The organism is Streptomyces sp. NPDC052101 (assembly GCF_040680235.1).
In the GTDB taxonomy this organism is placed as follows: Bacteria; Actinomycetota; Actinomycetes; order Streptomycetales; family Streptomycetaceae; genus Streptomyces.
The window spans coordinates 216,991-242,530 of sequence record NZ_JBFAWH010000009.1 but is presented as its reverse complement, the minus strand read 5'-3'; the positions used below and the strand labels follow the sequence as shown (position 1 = coordinate 242,530).

Sequence of the window (25,540 nt, the reverse complement as noted above, 5' to 3'; positions counted from 1 at the left end):
ACATAAGAGGGGCCCGATCCCGGGGAGCGATCCCGGGGTCGGGCCCCTCATCCGGCAGGAGAACTCCGACGGCCCGAGCAGCCCCCGCAACGTCGGCCTCGGCAGGGCGAGTGGGCGCTACGTCTTCTTCCTCGACGCCGACGACCGGCTCGGCCCCAGGCCCTTGAACGCATGGTCGCCATGGGCGACGAGAACGGCACCGATGTGGTGCTCGGCAAGGTCGAGGGCGCCAAGAGCGGCAGCTGCACCCTGCGCTTCGACTCCGCGCGTGCCCTGATGAAGCTGATCGCCGACATGGTCCCGGCCGGCGACAAGCGCGACGGCCTCATGATCCGGCCGTTCCTCATCACCCTGCCGCCGCAGTTCGGGCCGAAGTTCCTCAAGGACAGCGAGGAGGTCCGCCGGCACAAGCTGGAGCTGGCCAAGCCGCTGATGGAGGCCTACGGGACGCCCGGAGTGGCCCGCAGGCTCAAGGTCCACGAGCGGCTGCGACTGCACCTGGTCGCCCTGCAGCGAGCCGAACTGCTGCTGGACGTCGTCGAGTTCGTCAGGGCGAAGAAGCAGGCCGCCGCCCACTCCTTCCTGCGCCGGGCACTCCGCAAGGCGCGGCGGATGCTGTCGGCAAAGGACTTCAAGGCGGCTGCCTGAGCGCCCGGCACATCTGGTGCACACAGCGTGAGCGAACGGCCGCGGCGCCTGTCCGGGGGCTGGACCGGCGGGCGCCGGGCGATCCACTTCGCGTAGATTGCCGCACAGGCAACCAAACCGCGTGAGAAAACAGAGGGCAAGGTGGCAAGGGCTAGGCAGGCCGTGGGCGAGGCCCGCAGGATCGTCGTCAAGGTGGGTTCCTCGTCGCTGACGACCGCCGCCGGCGGCCTGGACGCCGACCGCGTCGACGCGCTGGTGGACGTGCTGGCCAAGATCCGCAGCGGGGGAGAGCGGGAGATCGTCCTCGTCTCCTCCGGCGCCATCGCCGCCGGGCTCGCGCCGCTCGGCCTGCGCCGCCGGCCGAAGGACCTCGCCCGGCAGCAGGCCGCCGCCAGCGTCGGCCAGGGCCTGCTCGTCGCCCGCTACACCGCTTCTTTCGCCCGCTACGCCGTCCGCGTCGGCCAGGTTCTGCTCACCAGCGACGACATGAGCCGCCGCGCCCACCACCGCAACGCCTCCCGCACCCTCGACAAGCTCCTCGCGATGGGCGCCTTCCCGATCGTCAACGAGAACGACACGGTCGCCACCGACGAGATCCGGTTCGGCGACAACGACCGCCTCGCCGCCCTCGTCGCCCACCTCGTCCACGCCGACCTGCTGGTCCTCCTCTCCGACATCGACGGCGTCTACGACGGGGACCCCAGCAGGCCCGGCACCTCGCGGATAGCGGAAGTGAAGGGTCCCGAGGATCTCGCGGGCATCGAGATCGGGAGCGCCGGCAAGGCGGGCGTCGGCACCGGCGGGATGGTCACCAAGGTCGAGGCCGCCCGGATCGCGGCCGCCGCCGGCATCCCCGTGGTCCTCACCAGCGCCGTGCACGCGGCGGAGGCGCTGAGCGGCGGCGACACCGGCACCTTCTTCCACCCCACCGGCAGACGCTCCGCCGACCGGCTCCTGTGGCTGCAGCACGCCTCCACCCCGCAGGGCGCGCTGATCCTGGACGACGGCGCGGTGACCGCCGTGGTGAAGCGCCGCACGTCGCTGCTGCCCGCCGGAATCGCCGCCGTCGAGGGCGAGTTCAGCGCCGGCGACCCCGTCGAACTGCGCGACACGGCCGGACGCGCGGTGGCCCGGGGGCTCGTCAACTTCGACGCCAAGGAGATCCCGCGCCTGCTCGGGCGTTCGACCCGCGAGCTGGCCCGCGAGCTGGGTCCGGCGTACGAACGCGAGATCGTACACAGGGACGACCTGGTGCTCCTGCATCCGTGACACTCGCAAAACCGCTCGTAAAACGGGGCGTAAGGACCGCCCCCGGTGGGGGACGTTCCGTAAAACCACCACGCGGAGCCCTGCGGCCTGCTCCACTTTGTGTCTGGGACATGTGAAGGAACACGTTCCGTCAAGGGGCCATGCGAGCCTAGCGTGAAGCGTGAAGGAGGCCGTCGTGAGACGAGCGCGCCCTGGGGCGGCGTCGCGCGGTGCTCTGACGAGCGTCGCGGCCGGGGACGCCTACGAGGAGCCCAAGGACCTGCCCCGGCTGTGGCATGTCACCCTCAGCGTCTCCGGGGAGCAGGTCCCCCTGTCCGAGCTGCGGCGGGCCCTGGAACAGCTGGCCCACGACCACCCCTTCCTGCTCACCAGCAGATACGCGCCCGACCACGCCGAGATCCGGTACTGGGAAGAGGCCCGCGACCTGCATGACGCCGCCGCCGTGGCCCTTCGCCTGTGGGGCGAACACCGCCAGAGCGCCGGACTGCCGGCCTGGGAGATCGTCGGCCTGGAGGTCATCGACCGCGAGACCTACCACCACCGCATCGCCGAGGGATACGGGCCGGCACCGGCCACACCGGTGGGGGTCCATCCCTTTTGAGTGATCCTGGGGGCTTGTCTCGCGGTTTGGGATGAGCGGTGGGCGGCCCGCGCCGCGCACTACCCTTCCCTCATGACGACGCTCTCGCCCTACGACTCCATGTCCCCGGTCACCCAGGCCGCCTACCGGGCCAAGGCCGCGGCCGCCGACCTCGCGCCGCTCCCGCGCGCCGTGAAGGACGACGCGCTGCTCGCCATCGCCGACGCCCTGGAGGTCCGGACCAGCGAGATCGTCGAGGCCAACGCCAAGGACGTCGCCAAGGCCCGGGAGAACGGCACCAGCGAGGCCGTCGTCGACCGGCTCACCCTCACCCCCGAGCGGATCCGCGCCATCGCCTCCGACGTCCGCGACGTCGCGAAGCTGCCCGACCCGGTCGGCGAGATCGTCCGCGGCTCCACCCTGCCCAACGGCATCGACCTGCGCCAGGTCCGCGTCCCGCTCGGCGTCGTCGGCATCATCTACGAGGCCCGCCCGAACGTGACGGTGGACGCCGCCGCCCTGTGCCTGAAGTCCGGGAACGCGGTGCTGCTGCGCGGCTCGGCCTCCGCGTACGAGTCGAACACCGCCCTCGTCCGGGTCATCCGGGACGCCGTGGGCGGGGCCGGGCTGCCCGCCGACGCCGTACAGCTGGTGCCCGGCGAGAGCCGCGACTCCGTCCGCGAGCTGATGCGCGCCCGCGGCCTGGTCGACGTCCTCATCCCGCGCGGCGGCGCCTCCCTGATTCAGACCGTGGTCAGCGAGTCCATCGTCCCCGTCATCGAAACCGGCACCGGCAACTGCCACGTCTACGTCGACGCCCAGGCCGACATCGACATGGCGATCGACATCCTGATCAACTCCAAGGCCCAGCGGGTCAGCGTCTGCAACGCCGCCGAGACCCTCCTCGTCCACCAGGACATCGCCGCCGAGTTCCTGCCGCGCGCCCTCGACGCCCTCGCCGAGGCCGGCGTCACCGTGCACGCCGACGAACGCGTGCTGGCCTGTGCCAAGGACTCCAAGGCGACGGTCGTGGAGGCCGTGGCCGAGGACTGGGAGACCGAGTACCTCTCCTACGACATCGCCGCCGCCGTCGTCGACTCCCTCGACAAGGCCGTCGAGCACATCCGGCTGTGGACCTCCGGCCACACCGAGGCGATCGTCACCACCTCTCAGCAGGCCGCCCGCCGCTTCACCCAGCTGGTCGACTCCACCACCGTCGCCGTGAACGCCTCCACCCGCTTCACCGACGGCGGCCAGTTCGGCTTCGGCGCCGAGATCGGCATCTCCACCCAGAAGCTGCACGCCCGCGGCCCGATGGGCCTGCCGGAGCTGACCAGCACCAAGTACATCGTCACCGGAGACGGACACGTACGCCCCTGAGGACCACCCGTTCGGTCGTACCGCCTCCCAGCCGTGCGGTACGGCCGAAACGTGTCTCACCAGTCAGACGAATTTCCATACCGTCTGCCCAAATTGACCCCTCAGGTCTACTCTGGATCCGTGCCGGAGGACGTGGGGGGCACGCCGTTCCCTGACGGCTGGGAGCCCGACGACGACCACGACCGCGGGGTGTCGGACGAAGAGTTCGCCTCCGTGGTCTTCGACGAGGCCTTCGTACAGGCGGCCGCGGTCCATGAGCCGACCGCCGTCGAACGCCTCCTGGCCGCTGCCCAGGCCAGAGCCGAGGCCTCCGAGGCGGAGGCCCGCCGCGCCCACGCCCGAGGCGAGCGGTACGACGACAAGTACGCCCCCGAGGGAACCGATCTCGGCCAAGATCGGGACGACGACGAGCTGGACGACGCCTACCTCCTCGACGACCACCCCGGCTCCTTCGGCCGCTACGGCAGGCAGGTCCGCTGGCACCGCCCCGTGGCCTGGCTGCTCGCCGTCGTCATGGGCATAGGCATGGTCGCCCTGGCCTTCGCCGCCGTCTACCGGGGCGGCTCCGCCGGCACCCGCGACAGGGTCCCCCCGCGTCCCTCCACCGGCCTGGAACAGGGCAGTGCCGCCGCGCCCTCCGCCTCCGCGGACTCCTCCCAGCCGGCGGCCTCGGCCACCCCGCGCTCCCCCTGAACGCCCGCTCCGCTCTTGGTGAGCACCTGTCAGAAGTTGTCGTGTAGCAGGGCGTTTACCCGAGGCCCACGAGACCTACTCTGAAAGTATGGGCGGGCCTGGAGACCCGCCGGAAGGCGCCCCCGAGGGCGCCCCCGGCGGTGGCGAGGACGAGTACCGATCCGTCGTGTTCGACGAGTCGTTCGTCCGCGCTGCCCGGCTCCAGGAGTTCTCCGCCGAGGAGCGGATGGCCGACCACACGCCCGCCGTACGCCGCCGTCCGCCCCTGCACCGCGGACTCACCCGGCAGGCCCTGATCCTCGTCCTGCTGATCGCCGTCGCCTTCGGCACCGCGGTCTACATGGGCATCCGCCACCCCTACGGCACCGCGCAGATACGGCGCCCCGCCGAGCCGCTGCGGATGACGGTGATCCCGCTCGCCCCCACGGGCAAGGTGCCCGGAGACGCCAAGGCCGAGAACCTGTACGAGCACAGCGGCGCCGCTCCGTTCGAGGTCGGCGCCGAGGGCATACCGTTGCCGGCCGTCCGCAGCACCGCCCACTTCTCCGACAGCCAGGTCGTGGCGGCGCTCACCACCGCCAAGGACTACATAGTCCGCTCCTCGCTCTACCCCGAGGTGGTCACCGGCCGCCAGGTCAGTCCGGTCCGGTCCCTCATCGACGCCGACCAGCTCGACCAGTTCGACCAGAGCTTCCACCACCCGGCGGCGGACGGCCGGCATGCCCCCACCGGCTGGCTGGTCCGTCTCGACCCCTCCCGCGTCCAGCTCGCCGACGACGGCCCGATCCGCGTCCGGGGCGATCTGCAGGCCGTCGAGAGCGACGCGAGCACGCTGGAGGTCAACGCCGACCACACCTTCGTCTACGCCCTGCGCCCCACCGGTGCGGCGGGCGACGCCCCCGCGTCCCTGTTCACCGTCCGCCGCGAGGTGACCTTCCGCTTCACCCGCGACGATCTGCGCACCCACCAGGTTCAGCTGGTCACGTCCTACGTCCTGGCCGGGCCGCTCGCCTGCGCCGGCGACTCCACCTCCTACCTCCGCCCCCTCCTGGCCGGCCAGACGGCCCGCGCCACCAGCCCCGCGGGCACGAACCCGTACGAGACGCAGAGTCCTGCGGCCCTGTGCGGGACGCTGGCCGGTGAGGCCGAGCCGAAGACCTGAACGGCGGGCGTTCTCAGCGCCGGCCGGTGCGGAGGGGCGGAGCGGGGGTCACTCCTCGTCTCGCGGGGTGTCCGTCGGGGGCTGCTTCGGCTGGGGCGGGGTCCTGAAGCCGTCGAAGCCCCGGCGGACCCGGCCGCCCAGGTCGCCCGCACCGCCCGCGAGGTCGCTGACCAGCTTCATCAGCGGGTCCTTGGAGCCCTTCACATCGCTCGCGTAGCTGGCCGCCGACTCGCGGAAGGAGTCGCTGACCGAGGTGTCCTTGTCCCCGTCGCGCCGCGGGTAGTGGCCGTCCATGATCCGCTGGAAGTCCCGGGACTCGGCCCACTTCTTCAGCTCGGCGGCCCGCACGGTGGTGAAGGGGTGCGAGCGGGGCAGTACGTTCAGGATCTTCAGCACCGAGTCGCGCAGATCGCCGCCGGAGTCGTACTCCTCGGCCTGCTCCAGGAACGCGTCCACGTTCATCTCGTGCAGATGGTTGCCGCCCGCGATCTTCATCAGGCCCCGCATCGAGGCCTGGACGTCCTGCCCCACCAGCAGCCCCGCCCGGTCCGCGGACAGCTCCGACTTGCGGAACCACTCCCTCAGCGCCGTGATGATCGCCATGATCGCGAGGTTGCCCAGCGGGATCCAGGCCACCTTCAGCGCGAGGCTGGTCAGGAACAGCAGGATCGTGCGGTACACCGAGTGCCCGGACAGCGCGTGTCCCACCTCGTGCCCGACGACGGCCCGCATCTCCTCCTCGTCGAGCAGCTCCACCAGCCCCGTCGTGACGACGATGATCGGCTCGTCCAGACCGATGCACATCGCGTTCGGCTGCGGGTCCTGCGTGACGTACATCGGCGGGACCTTCTCCAGGTCCAGGATGTAACAGGCGTCCAGCAGCATGTCGTGCAGATGCTGGAACTGCCGCTCGGAGACGCGCACCGAGTCGGACAGGAACAGCAGTCTCAGGCTTCGCTCGGGCAGCAGCCCGCTGAGCGCCTTGAACACGGTGTCGAACCCGCTCAGCTTGCGCAGCGCGACCAGGGCCGAGCGGTCGGCCGGATGCTCATAGGCACGCGAGGAGATCCCCGGGAAGCGCCTGCGCTGCCTGCTCGGCACGTGCTCGTGCCCCGTCTGCTGCTGGCCGTCGTCGGACATGTCTTCCCCCATGTGCGTATGAGTTCCCACTGTGCCCCCGAGACGGAGCCCAGCCTAGGCGGAGATACCGTGGATCGGGCAGTACAGCCGAAGGAGTCCCGCCATGGAGCATCACCCCGCAGCCGCCTGGCTGACCGAGACCGCCGCGAGCGCCGTCCAGCAGCACGGGGCGGGGAATCTGCTCCGCATCGTCCTGATCGTCATGGTCCTGGGCTGTGTGCTGACCGCCTGGTTCCTGCTGCGCGGCTACAAGCGGAAAGACGACTGACGGCCCGCGAAAGTTCCGGCGCTCGTCCCCGACGGCGGAGTCGGCGTGATCGCCGCCGGACCGCCCGCATACGATGAGCCGACATCTTTATCCCGCCCACACGCGATAGGTCCTGCCGAAGATGAGCCTTCACAGCGCCGCAGCCCAGATGGTCACCCTCGCCGAAGCCGAGGGCGGCCACCACAACAGCCTCAACCCGGCGATCACCGGCGGCAGCGCCTTCGTCATCCTGCTGCTCCTGCTGTGGATCACCACCCGCTTCAACCGCGACCGCTGAGCGGGCACCCCGTCCCCGGCCGGACGTCCGAGGCCGGGCCGGTAGGGTCTGCACGCATGGGAGAGCAGGACATGCCTACCGGTCCGGCGTACGAGAGCGCCGACGACACGGTGAAGCACCCGCAGGACGGGCCGGGCCAGGGCCCCGCCCACACGGGCAAGCGTCGCCTTGGCGTCATGGGCGGAACGTTCGACCCGATCCACCACGGGCACCTCGTGGCGGCCAGCGAGGTCGCCGCGCAGTTCCACCTCGACGAGGTGGTGTTCGTGCCCACCGGCGAGCCGTGGCAGAAGTCCCACCGCAAGGTCTCCGCGGCCGAGGACCGCTATCTGATGACGGTCATCGCGACCGCCGAGAACCCGCAGTTCTCCGTCAGCCGTATCGACATCGACCGCGGCGGCCCCACCTACACCGTGGACACCCTGCGCGATCTGCGTGCGCTCAACCCGGACACCGACCTGTTCTTCATCACCGGTGCCGACGCCCTCGCCCAGCTGCTGACCTGGCACGACAGCGAGGAACTGTTCTCCCTCGCCCACTTCATCGGCGTCACCCGGCCCGGCCACCACCTGACCGACCAGGGTCTGCCGGAAGGCGGCGTCACGCTCGTCGAGGTCCCGGCGCTCGCCATCTCCTCCACGGACTGCCGAGCGAGAGTCGCCAAGAAGGACCCCATCTGGTACATGGTGCCGGACGGAGTCGTGCGCTACATCGACAAGCGCGAGCTGTACCGCGGCGAGTGAGCCGAGAGGGGCACCGGTGAACAACCGATACGACACGGGTGACGCCGGCTACGGCGCGGGCCCGTACGAACTCGTCGGCTACGACGACTACGGCCGGCCCGTGTACCGGCAGATCCCGGCACAGCAGGCACAGCAGGCACAGCAGGCACAGCAGGCACAGCAGGCCACCTACGATCCGTACGCCCAGCAGCAGGGCTACGGCTACGACCCGTACGCCACCGGCCAGCAGCCGCCGGTCCCCCCCTACGACTCCGGCCGGCCCGGATCCGGGTACGACCCCTACGGTTCCCAGGCCCCGTACGACCCCTACGGCACCGGCACCCAGCAGACCACCGGCTACGACCCCTACGGGCAGGCCGCGAACAGCGGGCAGCAGCCCCGGGTCACGGAGCAGACCGCCTACATCCCGCATCAGGCCGGCCCGGCGGAGGAGGCGCAGGCCCCGGTGCGGCCCGGGGAACCGGAGGACGACGGGGAACGGGACTACCACACCGAGCAGTTCGCGTTCGTCGAGGAGCCCGACGGCGACTCCGAGGACGTCATCGACTGGCTGAAGTTCACCGAGAACCGCACCGAGCGCCGCGAGGAGGCCCGCCGCCGCGCCCGCAGCCGGATCATCGCCCTGCTCGTCGTCCTCGCCCTCGTCGCCGTCGGCGGCGTCGGCTACCTCTGGTACGCCGGGAAGCTGCCCGGCCTGTCCTCCTCCGGCTCCAAGCCCGGCGCGGGCACGGCGGCCGGCGCCCAGAAACGCGACGTGATCGTCGTCCACCTGCACATCACCGGCAAGAGCGGCACCTCCACGGCGCTGCTGGTCGACAACACCACCACCAAGCAGGGCAGCACCGTCCTGCTGCCCAATTCGCTGGACCTGAGCGCCGACGACGGCTCCACCACGACCCTCGCCAAGTCGGTGGACGACGACGGCTCCTCCGGCACCCGCGACCAGCTCGACACCGTCCTCGGCACCAACATCCAGGGCACCTGGCGCCTCGACACCCCTTACCTGCAGAACCTCGTCGACCTGGTCGGCAACATCGACCTCGACACCAACACCGACGTGCCCGACCCGGACGCCAAGAAGAAGGGCGCCGAGCCGCTCGTCCACAAGGGCAGCGCCCAGACCCTCAGCGGCAAGATGGCCGTCGCCTACGCCACCTACCGCGCCTCCGGCGAGTCCCAGAACGCCCAGCTGGAGCGTTTCGGCCAGGTCATGCAGGGTGTGCTGCGCAAGCTGTCCTCCGACCCGTCGGCGGCCACGGTCACCGTGCAGACCCTCGCGCAGATCCTCGACCCGCCGCTCACCGACAAGGACCTCGGCACCTTCCTCGCCAAGCTCGCCGACCTCGCCAAGGGCGGCGCCTACAAGACCGCCCTGCTGCCCGTGCAGGCCGACGGCACACTGAGCGCGCAGACCAGCGACAGCGTGGTGAAGGACATCCTCGGCGGCACCGCCAAGAGCCCCGACGCGGGCTCCGCGGTCCGGGTCTCGGTGCAGAACGCCACCGGTGTGAAGGACGACACGGAGAAGGCCCGCGTGGTGCTGCTCAACGGCGGCTTCACCTTCCTCGAGGGCGGCAGCGCCTCCGGCACCCAGGCCACCTCGAAGGTCGTCTACTCGGACGCCTCCCACAAGGCGGACGCCACCGAGGTCGCCAAGACCCTCGGGCTGCCCGCCGGCTCCGTGACCAAGGGCACGGCCTCCTCGGGCGCCGACGTCTCGGTCGTCCTCGGCCAGGACTACCGGCCCGGCAGCTCCTGACCTGGTCCCGGGCACCCCACGTGCCGCCGTAATCACGTGGGGTGCGCCGGACGGTCCGTGAGACCCTTGAGGTCAAGTGACCGCCGACCGAAAGCTTCGTAGTGACCGCCACAGACCGTTCTCTTGAGCTCATCAACACCGCCGCACAGGCGGCGGCCGACAAGCTCGCCCACGACGTCATCGCCTACGACGTGAGCGACGTTCTGTCGATCACGGACGCCTTCCTGCTGGCCTCCGCGCCGAACGACCGCCAGGTCAAGGCCATCGTCGACGAGATCGAGGAGCGCCTGCTGAAGGAACTCGGCGCCAAGCCGGTGCGCCGCGAGGGCGACCGCGACTCCCGCTGGATCCTGCTCGACTACGTCGACATCGTCGTGCACGTCCAGCACAGCGAGGAGCGGGTCTTCTACGCCCTGGAGCGGCTGTGGAAGGACTGCCCCGAGCTGGAGCTGCCCGCCGACGCCAAGGCCACCCGCGGCAAGGCCGAGGAGCACGCCAGGCTGCAGGCCTCCGAGTCCGAGCAGGAGCCGGGCGGGGAGTGGTGATGAGCGCCACCGGCGAGGTGACCGACCGCAAGGACCGCGGCCGTCGCGTCATCCTGTGGCGGCACGGCCAGACCGCCTGGAACGTCGAGCGCCGCTTCCAGGGCAGCACGGACGTCGCGCTGACCGAGACCGGCATCGGCCAGGCCCGCCGCGCCGCCCGGCTGCTGGCCTCCCTGCGGCCCGACGCGATCATCTCCTCCGACCTGCAGCGGGCGGCGCACACGGCCGCCGAGCTGGCCGCCCTCACCGGTCTCGGCGTCACCCGCGAGGAGGGCCTGCGCGAGACCTACGCGGGCGTCTGGCAGGGGCTGACGCACGAGGAGATCATCACCCGCTACGGCGAGGAGTACGCCGCCTGGAAGCGCGGCGAGGCGGTCCGCCGCGGTGGCGGCGAGCTGGAGACCGAGGTCGCCGACCGCGCCGCACCCGTCGTGCTGCGCCACCTCGAGAAGCTGCCCGAGGACGGCACCCTCGTCGTCGTCAGCCACGGCGGCACCATCCGCACCACCATCGGCCGGCTCCTCCGCCTGGAGGCCCGGCACTGGGAGAGCCTCGGCGGCCTCTCCAACTGCTGCTGGTCGGTGCTCGGTGAGGGCGCGCGCGGCTGGCGTCTGCTGGAGCACAACGCGGGCACCCTGCCGGAGCCCGTCCTCGGCGACGACGACTGAGCCCCAGCAGGCTCGCGGACCCCGGATTTCACTTTCTGGCAGGTCACAGGCTAAAGTTCTTCTTGTTCGCCCCGCCGAGCGGGGCGAGACACCATGCGGCTCCGCCGCGTGGCACGAGGGGCTATAGCTCAGTTGGTAGAGCGCCTGCATGGCATGCAGGAGGTCAGGAGTTCAATTCTCCTTAGCTCCACTCATCGACACTCTGTCGAGTGATCGAAGAACGGTACGAGGATCCCGTCCCCCCAGGGGGCGGGATCTTCTGCGTTCAGGGTTGAGTCACTTGGGCACTGCGCTCGTATACCTCTGCGCAGGCGGTCTCGGTGTGTGCCCGGGAGCCGTGTCCGGACTGGTACTGAGGCGTCGCTGACCGTATTGCTCCGGCCGTGGCAGAATCAAACGGCCGGAAGGGGGCGCGGCCCGACGGGAGGGAGTAGCGATGCCTGCGAGCATCCTTGAGGAGGTCGGCCACCTCCTCGGTGCGGCCTTGATACGGGACACGACCACCCGGCTGAGCTGCCCTTCCTGCGGTTCCGCGCATGTCGCCCAAGTTCTCGGCGACAACGGCGGAATCTCCTACGTGTGCACGGCCTGCGGCCACAGCTGGAGCTGATCGATGGGTGCACACAGGCGAAAGTGCGACTGGTGCGGGAGCGGTACCCCGATCGTCCGTGACATGGAGCCGATCAACCCCGATTACCAGTACTGGTGCGAGGAATGCGCGCGGGCGCTGATCATAAAAGGCGACCCGATCGAGACGTACCGGGAATTGGAGGGCGAGCCGATCTACGGCCGTCTCCTGGAAGAGCACTGCACGCTCAAGCGGTTCTACTCCTTCGTGACGGCTTGACCCGCGCCGCACCGCCACACCGGCAGACCGACGACGAGGTCACAAAACCGGACATCAGGGATCGTATCGGCGGTAACCCGAAACCGATTTGGCGCTACGTCCCCGGGCCTGTAATGTTTACGACGTCGCCGGGGGAACCGGGCGAAACAAGAAAACAAGGGGCTATAGCTCAGTTGGTAGAGCGCCTGCATGGCATGCAGGAGGTCAGGAGTTCAATTCTCCTTAGCTCCACAGAAGTTGAAGGCGGATCATCCGATGGATGGTCCGCCTTCGGCGTGTTGCGGGAAGACAGTGACGGAAATGAACAGGGGCGGGTCAACCCGAGCCGGGTGACCCACCCCTTCGTGTTCAGCGGCCGAGCGCGCGCCTGCCGCGGCCCTGGGAGACCACCGGCAGATTGCGCGACGGTGCCTGCCCGCGGGTGTCCTCCTCGATGCGCAGGGCGAGCGCCGGGCAGCGGCGCACCGCGCGCAGCGCCTTGGCCTCCGCGTACCGCGGCACCTGCGCCTGGGCGACGGTCGGGAAACCGTCGGCGCCGAGTTCGAACACCTCCGGGAGGATGTCGGCGCACAGTCCGTGGCCCCGGCACAGCGTCCAGTCGACGTAGATCTTCTGGCGGCTGGCACCGGTCTCCTCGGGCTCTGCGCCGCCCGCGATGCCCGCAGGGGCCCTGCCCCCCTCGAAGAGCGGCAGAACGCCCTCCACGGGCCGTCCGCAGCCGTTTCCGAGGACATGCGCGGCCAGGTCGTCGGTGAACGCCTTGATGGTCGACTCCAGGAACATCGCCGAGCCGTCCGGATGCGAACACGCGCCCCGGCGCTTGACGTTCTTCGCGACCTGCTTCAGCGCCTCCAGGGCGGCCGGACCGCCGCCGTTCAGGATGTCCTCCATGCCGCGCGCGGCGGCCGGCAGCCCGAGGTAGCAGGGTCCGCACTGGCCGGCGCTCTCCTCGGCCAGCCACTGCGCCACCCGCAGCGACTCGCCCAGCGGGCAGGTGTCCTGGCTGATCGGCAGGATTGCGCCCGCGCCCAGCGAACCGCCCACCGCGTCCAGCGAGTTGCGGGAGACGATCGCCTCGTTGACGGTCGCCGCGTCGATCCACTTGCCGTGGTAGCCGCCGGTCAGTACGCCCTGCGGCACCGGCGGGGCGCCCGCCAGCTGCAGTACGTAGCGCAGCGGCACACCCGTGGGGACCTCCAGCACCATCGGGCGGGCCACCGCCCCGGACACGGTGAGCATCACGGTGCCGGGCTCGTCGTACAGGCCGGTGTTGCCGTAGCGCTCGGGGCCGATGCGGGCGGCGATGGCCAGCTGCGCGAACGTCTCCGCGTTCGACAGCAGCGTCGGGGCGCCGCCGACCCCGCTCTGCGATGCGCTGATCTTGCGGCCGGGCGGGATCGCCGGGCCGCCGTCGACCGAGCGGATCAGGGAGGCGGCCGCGCCGGTCACCATGCGCACCGGGTTGCGCTGCACCCACGCGCGTAGCGCCGACCTACGGCTGTTACTCAGCCCGCGTTCGGCGAGCGCGGCCTCCATGGAGCGCTGTGTGGACTCGCGGGTGACGCCGATCACGAGCGTGCGCGCGCCGAGCGCCTCGGCGCACAACAGTGCGCCGTCGAGGATCAGGTGCGGGGCGCGGTTGATCAGGACGGTGTCCTTGCGGCAGGCCGGTTCGTCCTCGCTGCCGTTGACCACGACGACCGGTCGCACCCCGCGCTTGATCGCCGACTCGGCCACCGAGCGCAGTTTCTTGTGGAAGGGGAAGCCCGCGCCGCCGCGGCCCTTGAGGTTGATGCGTTCGGCGAGCTGTGCGAGCTGCTCGCCGCCGAGCGGGTCGAGCGGCCCGTGCACCTTCAGGTGCATGGGCAGGTCGAGTCGTTCCACAAGGTCGAAGCCCGACGTGAGCTGCGGAAGGCCGACCACGCGGACTTCGGGGACGTCGGGCAGGGCCTCGTTCACTTAAAGCCTCCGGACGGCGTGTTCCAAGGTTCGCCCGAACCCGGTGTGTCGTAGGACGTGCCGGGCAGCGTTTCGGTAGCGGGACCGCTGTTGTACGTGTCACTGGCGTTGTACGTGCCATAGAGGCCGTTTGTCTCACCGTTGTCGTACATGTCACTTCCGCCGTATCCACCGGCGCCCGGATTGTCGTAGACCGGCATGGTGTATCCGGTGTCCTGCAGCGGGTCGTACGCGGACGGCGGGGCCTCGCCGACCGGCGGCGGGGAGGGGATCGGCCAGCTGCCCGAGGTGCTGGAGGGGCCGTCCATGCGCGAAATCGCCTCCGTGGCCTGCAGGTCCAGCGGCAGATCCATGCGGGCCGTCTGACCGGCCGCGTACGGCTGCTGGGGGCGGCCCGGCGTGGAGACGGCCCGGTAGGCCGCGGCGAAGCCCGACGCGGGGGCGGCGGGGGACTGGTACAGCGGCGCGGACGGGGCGGCCGCGGCCCTGGGCTCACGACGGGCCTCGAAGCCCGCGGGCGCCGCCTCGGCCGCCCGGGAACGGCTCGCGTCCAGCTCCTCCAGTCCCGGCCGCTCCGAGCTGCCGAACAGCGCCACGAGCCGGTCGGCGACCCCGCGCTTGACCGGGTGCGGGGCCGCGCGCAGCGCGAGGGCGCCCATCACGCCCAGCAGGGACAGGCTGTAGAGGATCACGAAGATCGGCTTGGCCGAGCGGCCCGCGTAGAGGCCGTGGATCAGCGCCGCGCACCAGGCCGGGTAGGCCAGCATGTGCATGGCGCGCCAGCGGGCGGCGACGGGGGCCGGGGTGGCGAAGTTGCTGCGCAGGGCGCCGGTGATGCCCACGAAGATCATCAGTAGGCCGGCCAGGGAGCCCAGGCCGATCAGGCCGCCGATTCCGGTGATGCCGAGCGAGAACGGAATGATCGCGGCGATCACCTGTGTGTGACCGAGGGCGATCTTCGTGGTGATGTGCAGCAGCAGAAACGCGATCGAGGCGACCGCGGTGGTCCGGTGCACCGCCTGGCCGACGATCCGCTGCCGGGTGTTCAGGAAGATACGGTCCTGCGCGAGCAGGCCCCAGATCACCGAGCAGCTGAGCGAGACCAGGGACAGTACGCCCGCGCCGAAGTTCAGGAAGTCGCGGAACTGGTTGCCTCCGACCAGCACGACCACGGGTATGAGCAGCAGGACGACAGCCGACGCCACCCCATAGGCCGAACGGCCCGGTTTGGGGAGGGAGCGGTTACTACGACGAGGGTTCATGGGGGCAACTCCGAGCAGTTTCGGGAAAGCGGTCCCGCTGCCGAACTCTAAGTGGCGCCATACCGATCAGTACGGGGTTTGAGTTATTGCGTTGTTATCAACGGACAATGTGACTGGGGGGCGACGTCCCTTAGTGGACGGTACGCGAAGTAATTGTTGACCTTGGTTCAGCTCCTCCCTCGGGTTCTGGCATGTCCACAAGGGATACGGACGCGCGTCGCGGCTTGCTCAAGGCCGTCGCCGCTCGCTCGGGGCCTGCGGTACCCTAGCGCCATGCGTGCCGTACGCCTTCTGCTTAGCGGGCCGCGCTGATCAGTACCGACCCTGGTCGAACCATGAGGTCGGCATCGGCGCGGCGTCCCCTCCTGTGCGAGGGGATTTTTCGTTTCTTTGAATGTCGCAGCCGCAGGCAGAGACGATCGATGGAGCTTTGAGGATCATGAGCGAGACGAACCCCGCTGCCACGTCCGAGGTAGCAGCGCCGCACCGCTACACGGCCGCCATGGCAGCCGAGGTCGAGGCACGCTGGCAGGACTTCTGGGACGCCGACGGCACCTACGCGGCGCCGAACCCCAAGGGCGACCTGGCCGGCGACCCCGCGCTGGTCGCCAGGCCCAAGAAGTTCATCATGGACATGTTCCCGTACCCCTCGGGTGCGGGCCTGCACGTCGGCCACCCGCTGGGCTACATCGCCACCGACGTCTACGCCCGGTTCCAGCGCATGACCGGCCACAACGTCCTGCACACCCTGGGCTTCGACGCCTTCGGCCTGCCCGCCGAGCAGTACGCCGTGCAGACCGGCACGCACCCGCGCGTGTCCACCGAGGCCAACATCGAGAACATGAAGGCCCAGCTGCGCCGGCTGGGCCTGGGCCACGACAAGCGCCGGTCCTTCGCCACGATCGACCCGGACTACTACAAGTGGACCCAGTGGATCTTCCTGCAGATCTTCAACTCCTGGTACGACGAGGAGGCGAAGAAGGCCCGCCCGATCTCCGAACTGGTCGCCCTGTTCGAGTCCGGTGAGCGGGCGGTCCCGGGCACCACGCGCGCGTGGAGCGAGCTGAGCGCCCGCGAGCGCGCCGACGTCCTGGGCGAGTACCGCCTGGCCTACGCCTCCGACGCGCCCGTCAACTGGTGCCCGGGCCTGGGCACGGTGCTGGCCAACGAGGAGGTCACCGCCGACGGCCGCTCCGAGCGCGGCAACTACCCGGTCTTCAAGGCCAAGCTGCGCCAGTGGAACATGCGCATCACCGCCTACGCCGACCGGCTGCTGGAGGACCTGGAGGAGCTGGACTGGCCCGAGGCCATCAAGCTGCAGCAGCGCAACTGGATCGGCCGCAGCGAGGGTGCCCGCGTCGACTTCCCGATCGACGGCGAGCACATCACGGTCTTCACCACCCGCCAGGACACCCTGTTCGGCGCGACCTACATGGTGCTGGCGCCCGAGCACCCGCTGGTCGACAAGTTCACCCCGGCTGCCTGGCCGGAGGGCACCCACGAGGTGTGGACCGGCGGCCACGCCACGCCCGCCGAGGCCGTCGCCGCGTACCGCGCGCAGGCCGCCTCGAAGTCGGATGTCGAGCGGCAGGCCGAGGCGAAGGACAAGACCGGCGTCTTCATCGGCTCGTACGCCACCAACCCGGTCAACGGTGAGCAGGTCCCCGTCTTCATCGCCGACTACGTCCTGATGGGCTACGGCACCGGCGCGATCATGGCCGTTCCCTGCGGCGACCAGCGCGACTTCGAGTTCGCGCGCGCCTTCGAGCTGCCGATCCGCTGCATCGTCGAGCCGACCGACGGCCGTGGCACCGACACCGCGACGTGGGAGAACGCCTTCGGGTCGTACGACGCGAAGATCATCAACTCGTCCAACGGCGAGATCAGCCTGGACGGCATGGGCGTGGCCGAGGCCAAGGCCCGCATCACCGAGTGGCTGCAGGACAAGGGCATCGGCGAGGGCACCGTCAACTTCCGCCTGCGCGACTGGCTGTTCAGCCGCCAGCGCTACTGGGGCGAGCCCTTCCCGATCGTCTACGACGAGGACGGCGTCGCCCACCCGCTGCCCGAGTCGATGCTGCCGCTGGAGCTGCCCGAGGTCGAGGACTACAGCCCGCGCACCTTCGACGCGGACGACGCCGACACCCAGCCCGAGACGCCGCTGTCGCGCAACGAGGAATGGGTCAACGTCACCCTGGACCTGGGCGACGGGCCGAAGCAGTACCGCCGCGAGACCAACACCATGCCCAACTGGGCCGGTTCCTGCTGGTACGAGTTCCGCTACCTGGACCCGCACAACGACCGGCAGCTGGTCGACCCCGAGATCGAGCAGTACTGGATGGGCCCGCGCGAGAGTCTGCCGCACGGCGGTGTCGACCTGTACGTCGGCGGCGCCGAGCACGCCGTGCTGCACCTGCTGTACGCGCGCTTCTGGTCCAAGGTCCTGTACGACCTGGGCCACGTCTCGTCGGCCGAGCCGTTCCACAAGCTGTTCAACCAGGGCATGATCCAGGCCTACGTCTACCGCGACAGCCGGGGCATCGCTGTGCCGGCCGCCGAGGTCGAGGAGGTGGGCGGCGAGTACTACTACCAGGGCGAGAAGGTCTCCCGCCTGCTGGGCAAGATGGGCAAGTCGCTGAAGAACGCGGTGACCCCGGACGAGATCTGCGCCGAGTACGGCGCCGACACCCTGCGCCTGTACGAGATGGCCATGGGCCCGCTGGACGTCTCCCGGCCGTGGGACACGCGCGCGGTGGTCGGCCAGTTCCGGCTGCTGCAGCGGCTGTGGCGCAACATCGTCGACGAGAACACCGGCGAGGTCACCGTCACCGACGCCGAGCCCGACGAGGAGACCCTGCGCGCCCTGCACAAGGCCATCGACGGCGTCCGCCAGGACCTGGAGGGCCTGCGCTTCAACACCGCCATCGCCAAGGTCACCGAGCTGAACAACCACCTGACCAAGGCCGGTGGCGCGGTGCCGCGCCCGGTCGCCGAGCCGCTGGTGCTGATGACGGCCCCGCTGGCCCCGCACATCGCCGAGGAGCTGTGGCGCAAGCTGGGCCACACCGACTCGGTCGTCCACCGGGACTTCCCGGTCGCCGACCCGGACTACGTCGTCGACGAGACCGTGACCTGTGTCGTGCAGATCAAGGGCAAGGTCAAGGCCCGCCTGGAGGTGCCGCCGGCCATCACCGACGAGGAGCTGGAGAAGGCGGCCCTGTCCGACGAGAAGGTCGTCGCGGCGCTGGGCGGCGCGGGCATCCGCAAGGTGATCGTCCGGGCACCGAAGCTGGTGAACATCGTTCCGGCCTGACGACCGGACGCGTGCGGGTTCTGACGATCGGACGCGTGCGGGTTCTGGCGACCGGACGCCGGCCACGACCGGCATCGGGGTAGTCCCCTACGGGCAGGTTCGGGGTTCTTCTGGAACTCCGGGCCTGCCCGCTGCGTTTACCGTGGAAAGCGCAGCGGCGTGTGCCGCACCCGTCGGAGGAGGAGCGTCGTGGAAGCCGTGATCGCCGTGTTCGCCCTGCTCTTCCTGCTCTGCATCGGCCTGGGCGTGTACGCCACGATCAAGGCGGTCGGCGCCGCCAAGCGCGGAGTGGACCGGACGATCGAGCAGGCCCGGCGCACGGTCGAGGACCACACGTTGCGCGCCAAGTCCTTCGTCCAGGTCGGCCCCGCCGCCGAGATCGCCCAGCTGCGGCTCGCGCTGCGCACCTCCATGCGCGCCACCCAGGACGCGCTGCGCGCGGGCGTCGCCGAGGACGAGTCACTGAAGGAGTCCCTCGGCCTCTTCGAGCGGCTCAGCGCGCACGGACACGAGCTGGACGCCGACCTCAGGCGCATGGAGGCGGAGCCGGACCGCGCCCAGCTCACCGCGCGGCTGCCCGAGTTGCGCAGCCGCACGGAGCGCATCACCAAGTCCGCGGACTCGCTGCGCTGGGCCGTCCGCGACCGGGCGCGCCGCTTCGTCGACGACGATCTGGGCGCGCTCAGCGACCAGATAGACATCGAGTCCGAAGCCCTGCGCCACTGGACCCCGGCCGGGCCCGCACCCGATCCCGGGTCATGGACCGACGACCCCGCCCCAACGACCGCCGACGGCCCGGCGGCACAGCGCGCCCGTTCCCGGACGTCCCGCCCCGCCGAGGAGCAGCCGCCACAGGCGATCACCCCGCCGTCGCCGCGCTTCACCCACCCCTGGCAGAAGAAGCCCCGGCCCGAGAGCACCACCTGAGCGGCCCGCTCCCGGCCCGTACCACGGGGGCCGGGCTGCCGCACGAGCGCTACGGCAGGTAACCTCCAGCTCATGTCCCGCCATGTCGCGATCGTCACCGATTCAACGGCCTACCTGCCGCCACGGACGATGGAGCGTCACGGCATCACCGCGGTGCCCCTGACCGTGGTCCTCGGCGACCAGGCTCTCGAAGAGGGCACCGAGATCTCGACCCGCTCACTGGCCCAGGCGCTGCAGAAGCGACGCCCCGTCACGACCTCGCGACCGAGCCCCGAGGTGTTCGCGGAGACCTACCGCAGGGTCGCCGAGTCCGGCGCGAGCGGCATCGTGTCCCTGCATCTGTCCGCCGAACTGTCCGGCACCTACGACGCGGCGGTCCTCGCGGCGCGCGAGGCGCCGGTGCCGGTACGGGTGGTGGACACCGGGATGGTCGCGATGGCCCTCGGCTTCTGCGCGCTCGCCGCGGCCGAGGCCGCGGAGGCCGGCGGCACGGTGGACGAAGCCGTCACGGCCGCCGAGAAGCGGGCCGCGGGCACCTCCGCCTACTTCTACGTCGACACCCTCGACTATCTGCGTCGCGGCGGCCGCATCGGAGCCGCGCAGGCCCTCCTCGGTTCCGCACTCGCCGTCAAACCCCTGCTCCAGCTGGACGGTGGCCGCATCGAGCTGCTCGAAAAGGTCCGTACGGCGTCCAGGGCCATCGCGCGTCTGGAGGAGATCACCGCCGAGCGGGCGGGCGGCGCCGAGGTCGACATCGCCGTCCATCATCTCGCCGCTCCCGACCGTGCCGCCGCGCTCGCCGACCGGCTGCGGGCCCGCGTGCCGGGCCTGGCCGACCTCCATGTCAGCGAGGTCGGGGCGGTGATCGGGGCACACACCGGGCCCGGGCTGCTCGGCGCGGTGGTCTCACCGCGCTGACCCCCGCACTCGGCTGACCCCTCACTCGTGCGGGTGGCGGAGTTGTCCACAACCGGGCGGCCGCCCCCGGGAATTGACCAAGATCATCGTGAATCGACGGGTTGTCCCATCCTCGTCGCATGGCACTTCGATCACGTTCACGCACAGCCACTGCGGCCAGCGGCCCCGGCCGCGGTCCCGCCTCCGACGGCCGCGTCCGCAACCGCCGCGGCATCCGCACCCGCAGCGCCGGCCACCGCCCGCCGCCGGCACCGGCCGACGACCTGCGCCGCCGAGCGGAACTCCTCTTCGGCGAACGAGCCGTGCGCAGGCGGGAGTCGGGGAACGGACCGCCGGATGAGGGTCCCGCACCCCGGGCGACCGAGACGGCGACGGCACCGGTCACGGTCCGCGCGCCAGGGCTGAGCACGACCGAAGCTCCCGAACCGACCGACGCCGTAAGCCCGTTGGAGTCCTCCCGGCCCGAGGGGCCCGGCTGGCGGGAGCGGGTCGGGCCGGCGCTGCGGGAGCGGATGCCGGTGTGGCTACAGGCTCGGTACGGTGTGGAGCGGCGCGGAGTCCTGGCGCTCGCCGTGGTGCTCGTGGCCGCCGCCGTCTTCGCCGTACAGCACTTCTGGGCCGGTCGGACCCAGACCGTGAGCGCCCCTCAAGTGGTGCACGCTCAGCCGCCCTACGCCAAGAAGAAGGAAGACGACGCGAAGGCCGGTGGCGCGGTCGCGGGTGCCTCACCGACGCCGGGCGGACAGATCGTCGTGGACGTCAGCGGCAAGGTGCGCGAACCGGGGATCCGGCGGTTGCCCGCCGGTTCCCGGGTGGCCGACGCGCTGCGGGCGGCCGGCGGAGTCCGTCCGGGCGTGCCCACCGAGGGCCTCAACCGGGCCCGTTTCCTGATCGACGGCGAACAGGTCGTCGTCGGCGTGCCCGGCGGGGCGGCGGCTCCACCCGGCCCGGCGGTCGGCCCGCTCTCCGGACCGGCCGGCGCGACCCCCACGACGCCTGTCTCCCTCAACACGGCCACGGCCGACCAGCTGGACACGCTGCCCGGCGTCGGCCCGGTCCTCGCCCAGCACATCATCGACTACCGCGCCCAGCACGGCGGATTCCGCTCGGTGGACGAACTGCGCGAGGTCAACGGCATCGGCGACCGCCGCTTCAGTGACCTGCGGGACCTGGTACGGCCATGAGCCGCGCGATCACCGATGACGGGCTGTCGGGACGTGGCGGTGGGCGGGCGGGGGAGCTGGGGTCCGGCGGCGGTGTGGGCGGCGACGCCGAGGAGCGCGGGTCCGAGCGCGGCGACCGGGCGGGACCCATGGATCTGCGCCTGGTACCGCCCGCGCTCGCAGCCTGGGCCACGGCGGCCCTGACGCTGGACGCACAGCCGGGCTGGACGGCCGGGATCGCGGTCGTCTGCCTGGTGGGCGGGTTCGTTCTGTTGACGGCGCGGACCAGGCGGGCCTTACGGGCCGGACGGGAGGGGCAAGCCGGGTGCGTGCTCGGGCGGTTCGCGTGGGCCCGTGCTCCGATCGCCGCCGTCCTGCTCTGCGTCGCCGCGGCGGCGGCATCGGCGGGGCTGCACGGGGCGGACCTACGGCGCGGGCCGGTGCCCGAGTTGGCCCGGCGGTACACGACCGTGACGGCCGAGGTCGAGGTGAGCGGCGATCCCTGGCTGAGCCGGCCACGGGTGCGCGGCGATCACGCGGCGCCGATGGCGGTACTGGCCCGGGCGGTGGTGCGGCGCGTCGAGCGGATTGACGGGACCAGCGTGCGGACGCGGACTCCGGTGCTGCTGGTCGTCGATACGGATGTACCGGCACCGGTGCGGAGCGCCGCTCGAACCGGCAGTTCAGCGCAGGGAGCCGTGGCGTGGAGCGGCGGCGCAGCGGGGGGAAAGGAGGTGAGACGTCAGGGTTCCGGGCTGTCGTCGGGGGCCGGTGGCCGGGGCGGGCAGGGTGCCCGGGACGGCTGGCTGGGACTGCTGCCGTCCACGCGGCTGCGGGTGAGCGGGCGGCTGGCGCCCGCGCTGACGGGCGGGGAGCAGACCGCGGCCGTGCTGCGGGTGAGGGGCCGGCCGGGCCCGCGGATCGTGGCGGGCCCCAGCGGGGCGCAACGGCTGGCAGGACGGCTCAGGGCCGGGCTGCGGGCGGCGACCGACGGTCTCCCGGGAGACGCCCGGGCGCTGCTTCCCGGGCTGGTCGTCGGGGACACCTCACGGATCACGCCCGAGCTGGACGAGGCGTTCAAGGAGACGGACCTGGCGCACACGCTCGCGGTGTCCGGCAGCAACCTCACCGTCCTGCTCGCGCTGCTGATCGGGCCGCCCGGACTGGCACAGCGGGCGGAGCGCCGGGGACTGGCCCCGCGCCTCGGGCTCTCGTTGCGGGCGACCGCGCTGTTCGCCGGAGCGCTCACGCTGGGCTTCGTACTCGTGAGCCGGCCCGACCCCAGTGTGCTGCGGGCCGCCGCGTGCGGCGCGGTCGCGCTGCTCGCCCTGGCCACCGGACGCCGTCGATCCCTGGTCCCGGCGCTGGCCACGGCCGTCCTGCTGCTGGTGCTCTACGACCCGTGGCTGTCCCGCGGTTACGGCTTCCTGCTGTCCGTGCTGGCCACCGGTGCGCTGCTGGTGCTGGCGCCGGGCTGGAGCGAGGCGCTGCGGCGGCGCAGGGTGCCGCCGAGGCTCGCGGAGGCGCTGGCGGCGGCCGCCGCGGCACAGGCGGTGTGCGCCCCGGTCACAGCGGTGCTGTCGGCGCGGGTGAGTCTGGTGGCGGTGCCGTGCAACCTGCTGGCCGAGGTGGCGGTGGCGCCGGCCACGGTGCTGGGGTTCGCGGCGCTTGTGGCGGCGCCGCTGGCGATGGCTCCGGCCAAGGCTCTGGCCTGGTGCGCGAGTTGGCCGGCCGGGTGGATCGCCGCGGTGGCCCGGACGGGGGCGGCGCTGCCCGGCGCGGGAGTGCACTGGCCGGGAAGCTGGCCGGGGGCGCTGGCGCTCGCGGCGGTCACCGTGGCCGTCGTCCTGGCCGGCCGGCGGATGTCGCGGCACCCGTGGTGGTGCGGGTTGCTCGGGCTGCTGCTTCTGCTGGCGGTGGTGCGGCCGGCGCCGCTGACCCGGGTGATGACGGGCTGGCCGCCGCCGGGCTGGCGGTTCGCGATGTGCGATGTCGGACAGGGCGACGCGACCGTGCTGGCGACGGGTGAGGGAACCGGTGTGGTCGTGGACACGGGACCCGATCCGGTGCTGGTCGACCACTGTCTGCGACAGCTGGGCATCACGCGCATCCCCCTCCTCGTCCTGACCCATTTCCACGCCGACCATGTGGCGGGCCTGCCCGGTGTGCTGCGCGGCCGTTCGGTGGCCGCGATCGAGACCACCGGATTCGAGGAACCCGCAGACCAGGCCGAGTTCGTCAGAAGGCAGGCGGCGGCGCGGCACATCCCGGTCACCCGGGCCGTCGCCGGGGAGGAGTGGCGCACCGGTCCGCTCTCCTGGCAGGTCGTGTGGCCCCCGCCGAGCACCCGGCCGCCCTCGGACCGGCAGGCCCCGGCATGGCCGGGCCCGCTGCCGGAGCCGGACGATCCGAACGACGCCAGCGTCGCGATGCTGGTCCGCTCGGGCGGACTGCGGCTGCTGTTGCTGGGCGACCTCGAACCGCCGGCCCAACAGGCGTTGGCGCGGTCACCGGCAGCGGCCGAGCTGGCCGGAGTGGACGTACTGAAGGTCGCCCATCACGGCTCGGCCTATCAGGACCCGGACCTGATACGGCTCGTGGCCCCCCGGGTGGCGCTCATCTCCTGCGGTGCCGGCAACCCCTACGGCCACCCGGCACCGGCGACCGTGGCCGCGCTGCGGGCGGGCGGGGCACTGGTGCTGCGCACCGACCGGGACGGCGAGCTGGCGGTCGGCGGGACGGGCGGGGCGGGAGGGAAGCTACAGGTGACGAGAGACTGAGACGAGAGACTGAGGAGCCGGTGTTCGCCCGGACGGGGGTCGGGAACTCCACACTGGGGCCATGGACTCACGCCAGGTCGACGCCTATCTCCGCCGGATCGGGGCCGAGCGCCCAACGCGGCCCACCGGCCCGGCGCTGCGCGAGCTGCATCTGCGCCATCTGCGGACCGTCCCCTTCGAGAATCTGTCGATCCACCTCGGTGAGGAGATCGTGCTGGAGGAGGAGCAACTGCTGGACAAGGTGGTCGGACGCGGGAGAGGCGGCTTCTGCTACGAACTGAACGGCGCGTTCGGCGCGTTGCTCGCCGCTCTCGGCTACGAGGTCGAGCTGCTCGCGGGACGCGTGTACGGCGACGCGGAGCGGCTCGGCATCCCGTACGACCATCTTGCCCTGCGGGTGCGGGCGGCGGAGGGGGACACCTGGCTCGCGGACGTCGGCTTCGGGGCGCACAGCCACCACCCGCTGGCGTACGCGGAGCGCGCGGAGCAGGCCGACCCCGGCGGAGTGTTCCGGGTGATGGAGGCCGGGCCCGACGCGGCCGGGGTGCGCGGCGCCGGCCCGGCCGGGGCCGGGGACCTGGACGTCGTACGGAACGGCGAGCTGCAGTACCGGCTGGAGGCGCGGCCCGGGCGCTCGGGGACTTTGTGGCCGGGGCCTGGTGGCACAGCACCTCGCGGCTGTCGCACTTCACTCGGTCACTGGTCTGTTCACGGGTCACCGAGGACGGAGGCAGGCTCACGCTCGGCGGGCGTGCGCTGACGACGACGGACGCCGACGGCAGGCGCGAGACGCGGGAGTTGGGGTCGGACGAGGAGGTGCTGAGGGCGTACCGGGAGCGGTTCGGGATCGAGCTGGGCTGTGTGCCGACTGTGCGCAAGGGCTGACCTGGGCGTACGGGCCAGTCTCGGGGCTTTGGTGCCGTACCGGAGAATGGGGCCGTGAGCGATGTGAGACATGTGCTGGTGCTGCCCGACCGGGATGCCGCCGAGGAGGCGGCCGAGGCGCTCGGGGAGCGGTTCGGCCTGGACGAGGAGCCCCAGCTCGTCCGCGACGCGCTGGCCGGCGAGGACGACGCCGAGGACGCGCAGTGGCTGGTCGTCCTGCGGGACGAGGACGAGCGGCTGGACCCGGCGGAGCTGGACGAGTTCGCCGGCAAGTGGGACGGCTGGCGCGAGGAGCCCTGAGCCCTCTCGGCGCCCTGCCGGGACTCGGCAGCGGCCCTGCCCGGCGGTCGGGCG

22 protein-coding genes, 2 tRNA genes and 2 pseudogenes are annotated in these 25,540 nt (G+C 71.5%); 23 read left to right on the top strand and 3 right to left on the bottom strand.

Going from position 1 to position 25,540, the window contains the following annotated elements:
• Nucleotides 1-46 precede the first annotated feature (46 nt).
• From AB0L75_RS18750 to AB0L75_RS18725, 6 genes and pseudogenes are all read left to right on the top strand, one after another.
• Nucleotides 47-648 (top strand): annotated as a pseudogene (locus AB0L75_RS18750) (glycosyltransferase); the annotation flags it as partial.
• Between the two features lie 162 nt (nucleotides 649-810).
• Nucleotides 811-1,917, top strand: coding sequence for a glutamate 5-kinase (proB, locus tag AB0L75_RS18745; RefSeq protein ID WP_365182142.1), 1,107 nt, complete (start codon nucleotides 811-813; stop codon nucleotides 1,915-1,917).
• A 175-nt stretch (nucleotides 1,918-2,092) separates the two neighbouring features.
• Nucleotides 2,093-2,518, top strand: a complete 426-nt coding sequence (locus AB0L75_RS18740) for a hypothetical protein (protein ID WP_365182068.1) — start codon at nucleotides 2,093-2,095, stop codon at nucleotides 2,516-2,518.
• A gap of 72 nt (nucleotides 2,519-2,590) precedes the next feature.
• Nucleotides 2,591-3,877, top strand: coding sequence for a glutamate-5-semialdehyde dehydrogenase (locus tag AB0L75_RS18735; protein ID WP_365182067.1), 1,287 nt, complete (start codon nucleotides 2,591-2,593; stop codon nucleotides 3,875-3,877).
• Between the two features lie 93 nt (nucleotides 3,878-3,970).
• Complete coding sequence (locus AB0L75_RS18730; protein ID WP_365182065.1) at nucleotides 3,971-4,570, top strand: hypothetical protein; 600 nt, start codon at nucleotides 3,971-3,973, stop codon at nucleotides 4,568-4,570.
• Between the two features lie 88 nt (nucleotides 4,571-4,658).
• Nucleotides 4,659-5,732, top strand: coding sequence for a hypothetical protein (locus AB0L75_RS18725; protein WP_365182064.1), 1,074 nt, complete (start codon nucleotides 4,659-4,661; stop codon nucleotides 5,730-5,732).
• A gap of 48 nt (nucleotides 5,733-5,780) precedes the next feature.
• On the opposite strand, the gene AB0L75_RS18720 is transcribed toward AB0L75_RS18725, so the two are convergent.
• Nucleotides 5,781-6,872, bottom strand: coding sequence for a M48 family metallopeptidase (locus AB0L75_RS18720; RefSeq protein ID WP_365182062.1), 1,092 nt, complete (start codon nucleotides 6,870-6,872; stop codon nucleotides 5,781-5,783).
• 103 nt (nucleotides 6,873-6,975) lie between these two features.
• On the opposite strand from AB0L75_RS18720, the gene AB0L75_RS18715 reads away from it, so the two are divergent.
• From AB0L75_RS18715 to AB0L75_RS18670, 10 genes are all read left to right on the top strand, one after another.
• Nucleotides 6,976-7,140 (top strand): hypothetical protein, encoded by a 165-nt coding sequence (locus AB0L75_RS18715; protein WP_365182060.1) that lies wholly within the window; start codon nucleotides 6,976-6,978, stop codon nucleotides 7,138-7,140.
• A 121-nt stretch (nucleotides 7,141-7,261) separates the two neighbouring features.
• On the top strand, nucleotides 7,262-7,417 hold the full coding sequence (locus AB0L75_RS18710; protein ID WP_177235161.1) for a hypothetical protein: 156 nt from the start codon (nucleotides 7,262-7,264) through the stop codon (nucleotides 7,415-7,417).
• A gap of 71 nt (nucleotides 7,418-7,488) precedes the next feature.
• Nucleotides 7,489-8,160 carry a nicotinate-nucleotide adenylyltransferase gene (nadD, locus tag AB0L75_RS18705; protein WP_365182140.1) on the top strand — a complete coding sequence of 224 codons (672 nt, stop codon included), beginning with the start codon at nucleotides 7,489-7,491 and terminating at the stop codon, nucleotides 8,158-8,160.
• 16 nt (nucleotides 8,161-8,176) lie between these two features.
• Nucleotides 8,177-9,919 (top strand): LCP family protein, encoded by a 1,743-nt coding sequence (locus tag AB0L75_RS18700; RefSeq protein ID WP_365182058.1) that lies wholly within the window; start codon nucleotides 8,177-8,179, stop codon nucleotides 9,917-9,919.
• A 101-nt stretch (nucleotides 9,920-10,020) separates the two neighbouring features.
• On the top strand, nucleotides 10,021-10,464 hold the full coding sequence (gene rsfS / locus AB0L75_RS18695; protein ID WP_365182056.1) for a ribosome silencing factor: 444 nt from the start codon (nucleotides 10,021-10,023) through the stop codon (nucleotides 10,462-10,464).
• Nucleotides 10,464-11,132, top strand: coding sequence for a histidine phosphatase family protein (locus AB0L75_RS18690; RefSeq protein WP_365182055.1), 669 nt, complete (start codon nucleotides 10,464-10,466; stop codon nucleotides 11,130-11,132). Before rsfS ends, AB0L75_RS18690 begins: the two co-directional genes overlap by 1 nt.
• Nucleotides 11,133-11,249: 117 nt before the next feature.
• Nucleotides 11,250-11,322 (top strand) — tRNA-Ala (locus AB0L75_RS18685).
• Between the two features lie 246 nt (nucleotides 11,323-11,568).
• A complete protein-coding gene (locus AB0L75_RS18680; RefSeq protein WP_014672673.1) occupies nucleotides 11,569-11,742 on the top strand; it encodes a hypothetical protein in 174 nt (57 codons plus the stop codon).
• A 3-nt stretch (nucleotides 11,743-11,745) separates the two neighbouring features.
• Complete coding sequence (locus AB0L75_RS18675) at nucleotides 11,746-11,979, top strand: hypothetical protein (protein ID WP_006136074.1); 234 nt, start codon at nucleotides 11,746-11,748, stop codon at nucleotides 11,977-11,979.
• A 158-nt stretch (nucleotides 11,980-12,137) separates the two neighbouring features.
• Nucleotides 12,138-12,210 (top strand) — tRNA-Ala (locus tag AB0L75_RS18670).
• 117 nt (nucleotides 12,211-12,327) lie between these two features.
• Here the strand turns inward: AB0L75_RS18670 and AB0L75_RS18665 are convergent.
• Together AB0L75_RS18665 and AB0L75_RS18660 are read right to left on the bottom strand one after the other, a co-directional pair.
• Nucleotides 12,328-13,938, bottom strand: a complete 1,611-nt coding sequence (locus AB0L75_RS18665) for an NADH-ubiquinone oxidoreductase-F iron-sulfur binding region domain-containing protein (protein WP_365182054.1) — start codon at nucleotides 13,936-13,938, stop codon at nucleotides 12,328-12,330.
• Entirely contained in the window at nucleotides 13,935-15,200 is a 1,266-nt protein-coding gene (locus tag AB0L75_RS18660; protein ID WP_365182053.1) for a cytochrome b/b6 domain-containing protein, read from the bottom strand. Before AB0L75_RS18660 ends, AB0L75_RS18665 begins: the two co-directional genes overlap by 4 nt.
• A gap of 439 nt (nucleotides 15,201-15,639) precedes the next feature.
• Here AB0L75_RS18660 and leuS point away from each other — a divergent pair, with 439 nt between their 5' ends.
• The 7 genes and pseudogenes from leuS (at nucleotide 15,640) to AB0L75_RS18625 (ending at nucleotide 25,486) form a co-directional block, all read left to right on the top strand.
• Nucleotides 15,640-18,513, top strand: a complete 2,874-nt coding sequence (gene leuS / locus AB0L75_RS18655; RefSeq protein ID WP_365182051.1) for a leucine--tRNA ligase — start codon at nucleotides 15,640-15,642, stop codon at nucleotides 18,511-18,513.
• A gap of 189 nt (nucleotides 18,514-18,702) precedes the next feature.
• Nucleotides 18,703-19,440, top strand: coding sequence for a hypothetical protein (locus AB0L75_RS18650; protein WP_365182049.1), 738 nt, complete (start codon nucleotides 18,703-18,705; stop codon nucleotides 19,438-19,440).
• Between the two features lie 72 nt (nucleotides 19,441-19,512).
• Nucleotides 19,513-20,358 carry a DegV family protein gene (locus tag AB0L75_RS18645; protein ID WP_365182048.1) on the top strand — a complete coding sequence of 282 codons (846 nt, stop codon included), beginning with the start codon at nucleotides 19,513-19,515 and terminating at the stop codon, nucleotides 20,356-20,358.
• A gap of 119 nt (nucleotides 20,359-20,477) precedes the next feature.
• Complete coding sequence (locus AB0L75_RS18640) at nucleotides 20,478-21,542, top strand: ComEA family DNA-binding protein (RefSeq protein ID WP_365182046.1); 1,065 nt, start codon at nucleotides 20,478-20,480, stop codon at nucleotides 21,540-21,542.
• Nucleotides 21,543-21,670: 128 nt separating this feature from the next.
• Complete coding sequence (locus AB0L75_RS18635; protein ID WP_365182138.1) at nucleotides 21,671-24,301, top strand: ComEC/Rec2 family competence protein; 2,631 nt, start codon at nucleotides 21,671-21,673, stop codon at nucleotides 24,299-24,301.
• A 61-nt stretch (nucleotides 24,302-24,362) separates the two neighbouring features.
• Nucleotides 24,363-25,186 (top strand): annotated as a pseudogene (locus tag AB0L75_RS18630) (arylamine N-acetyltransferase).
• Between the two features lie 54 nt (nucleotides 25,187-25,240).
• Entirely contained in the window at nucleotides 25,241-25,486 is a 246-nt protein-coding gene (locus tag AB0L75_RS18625) for a hypothetical protein (RefSeq protein ID WP_365182044.1), read from the top strand.
• The last annotated feature ends 54 nt before the right edge of the window (nucleotides 25,487-25,540 follow it).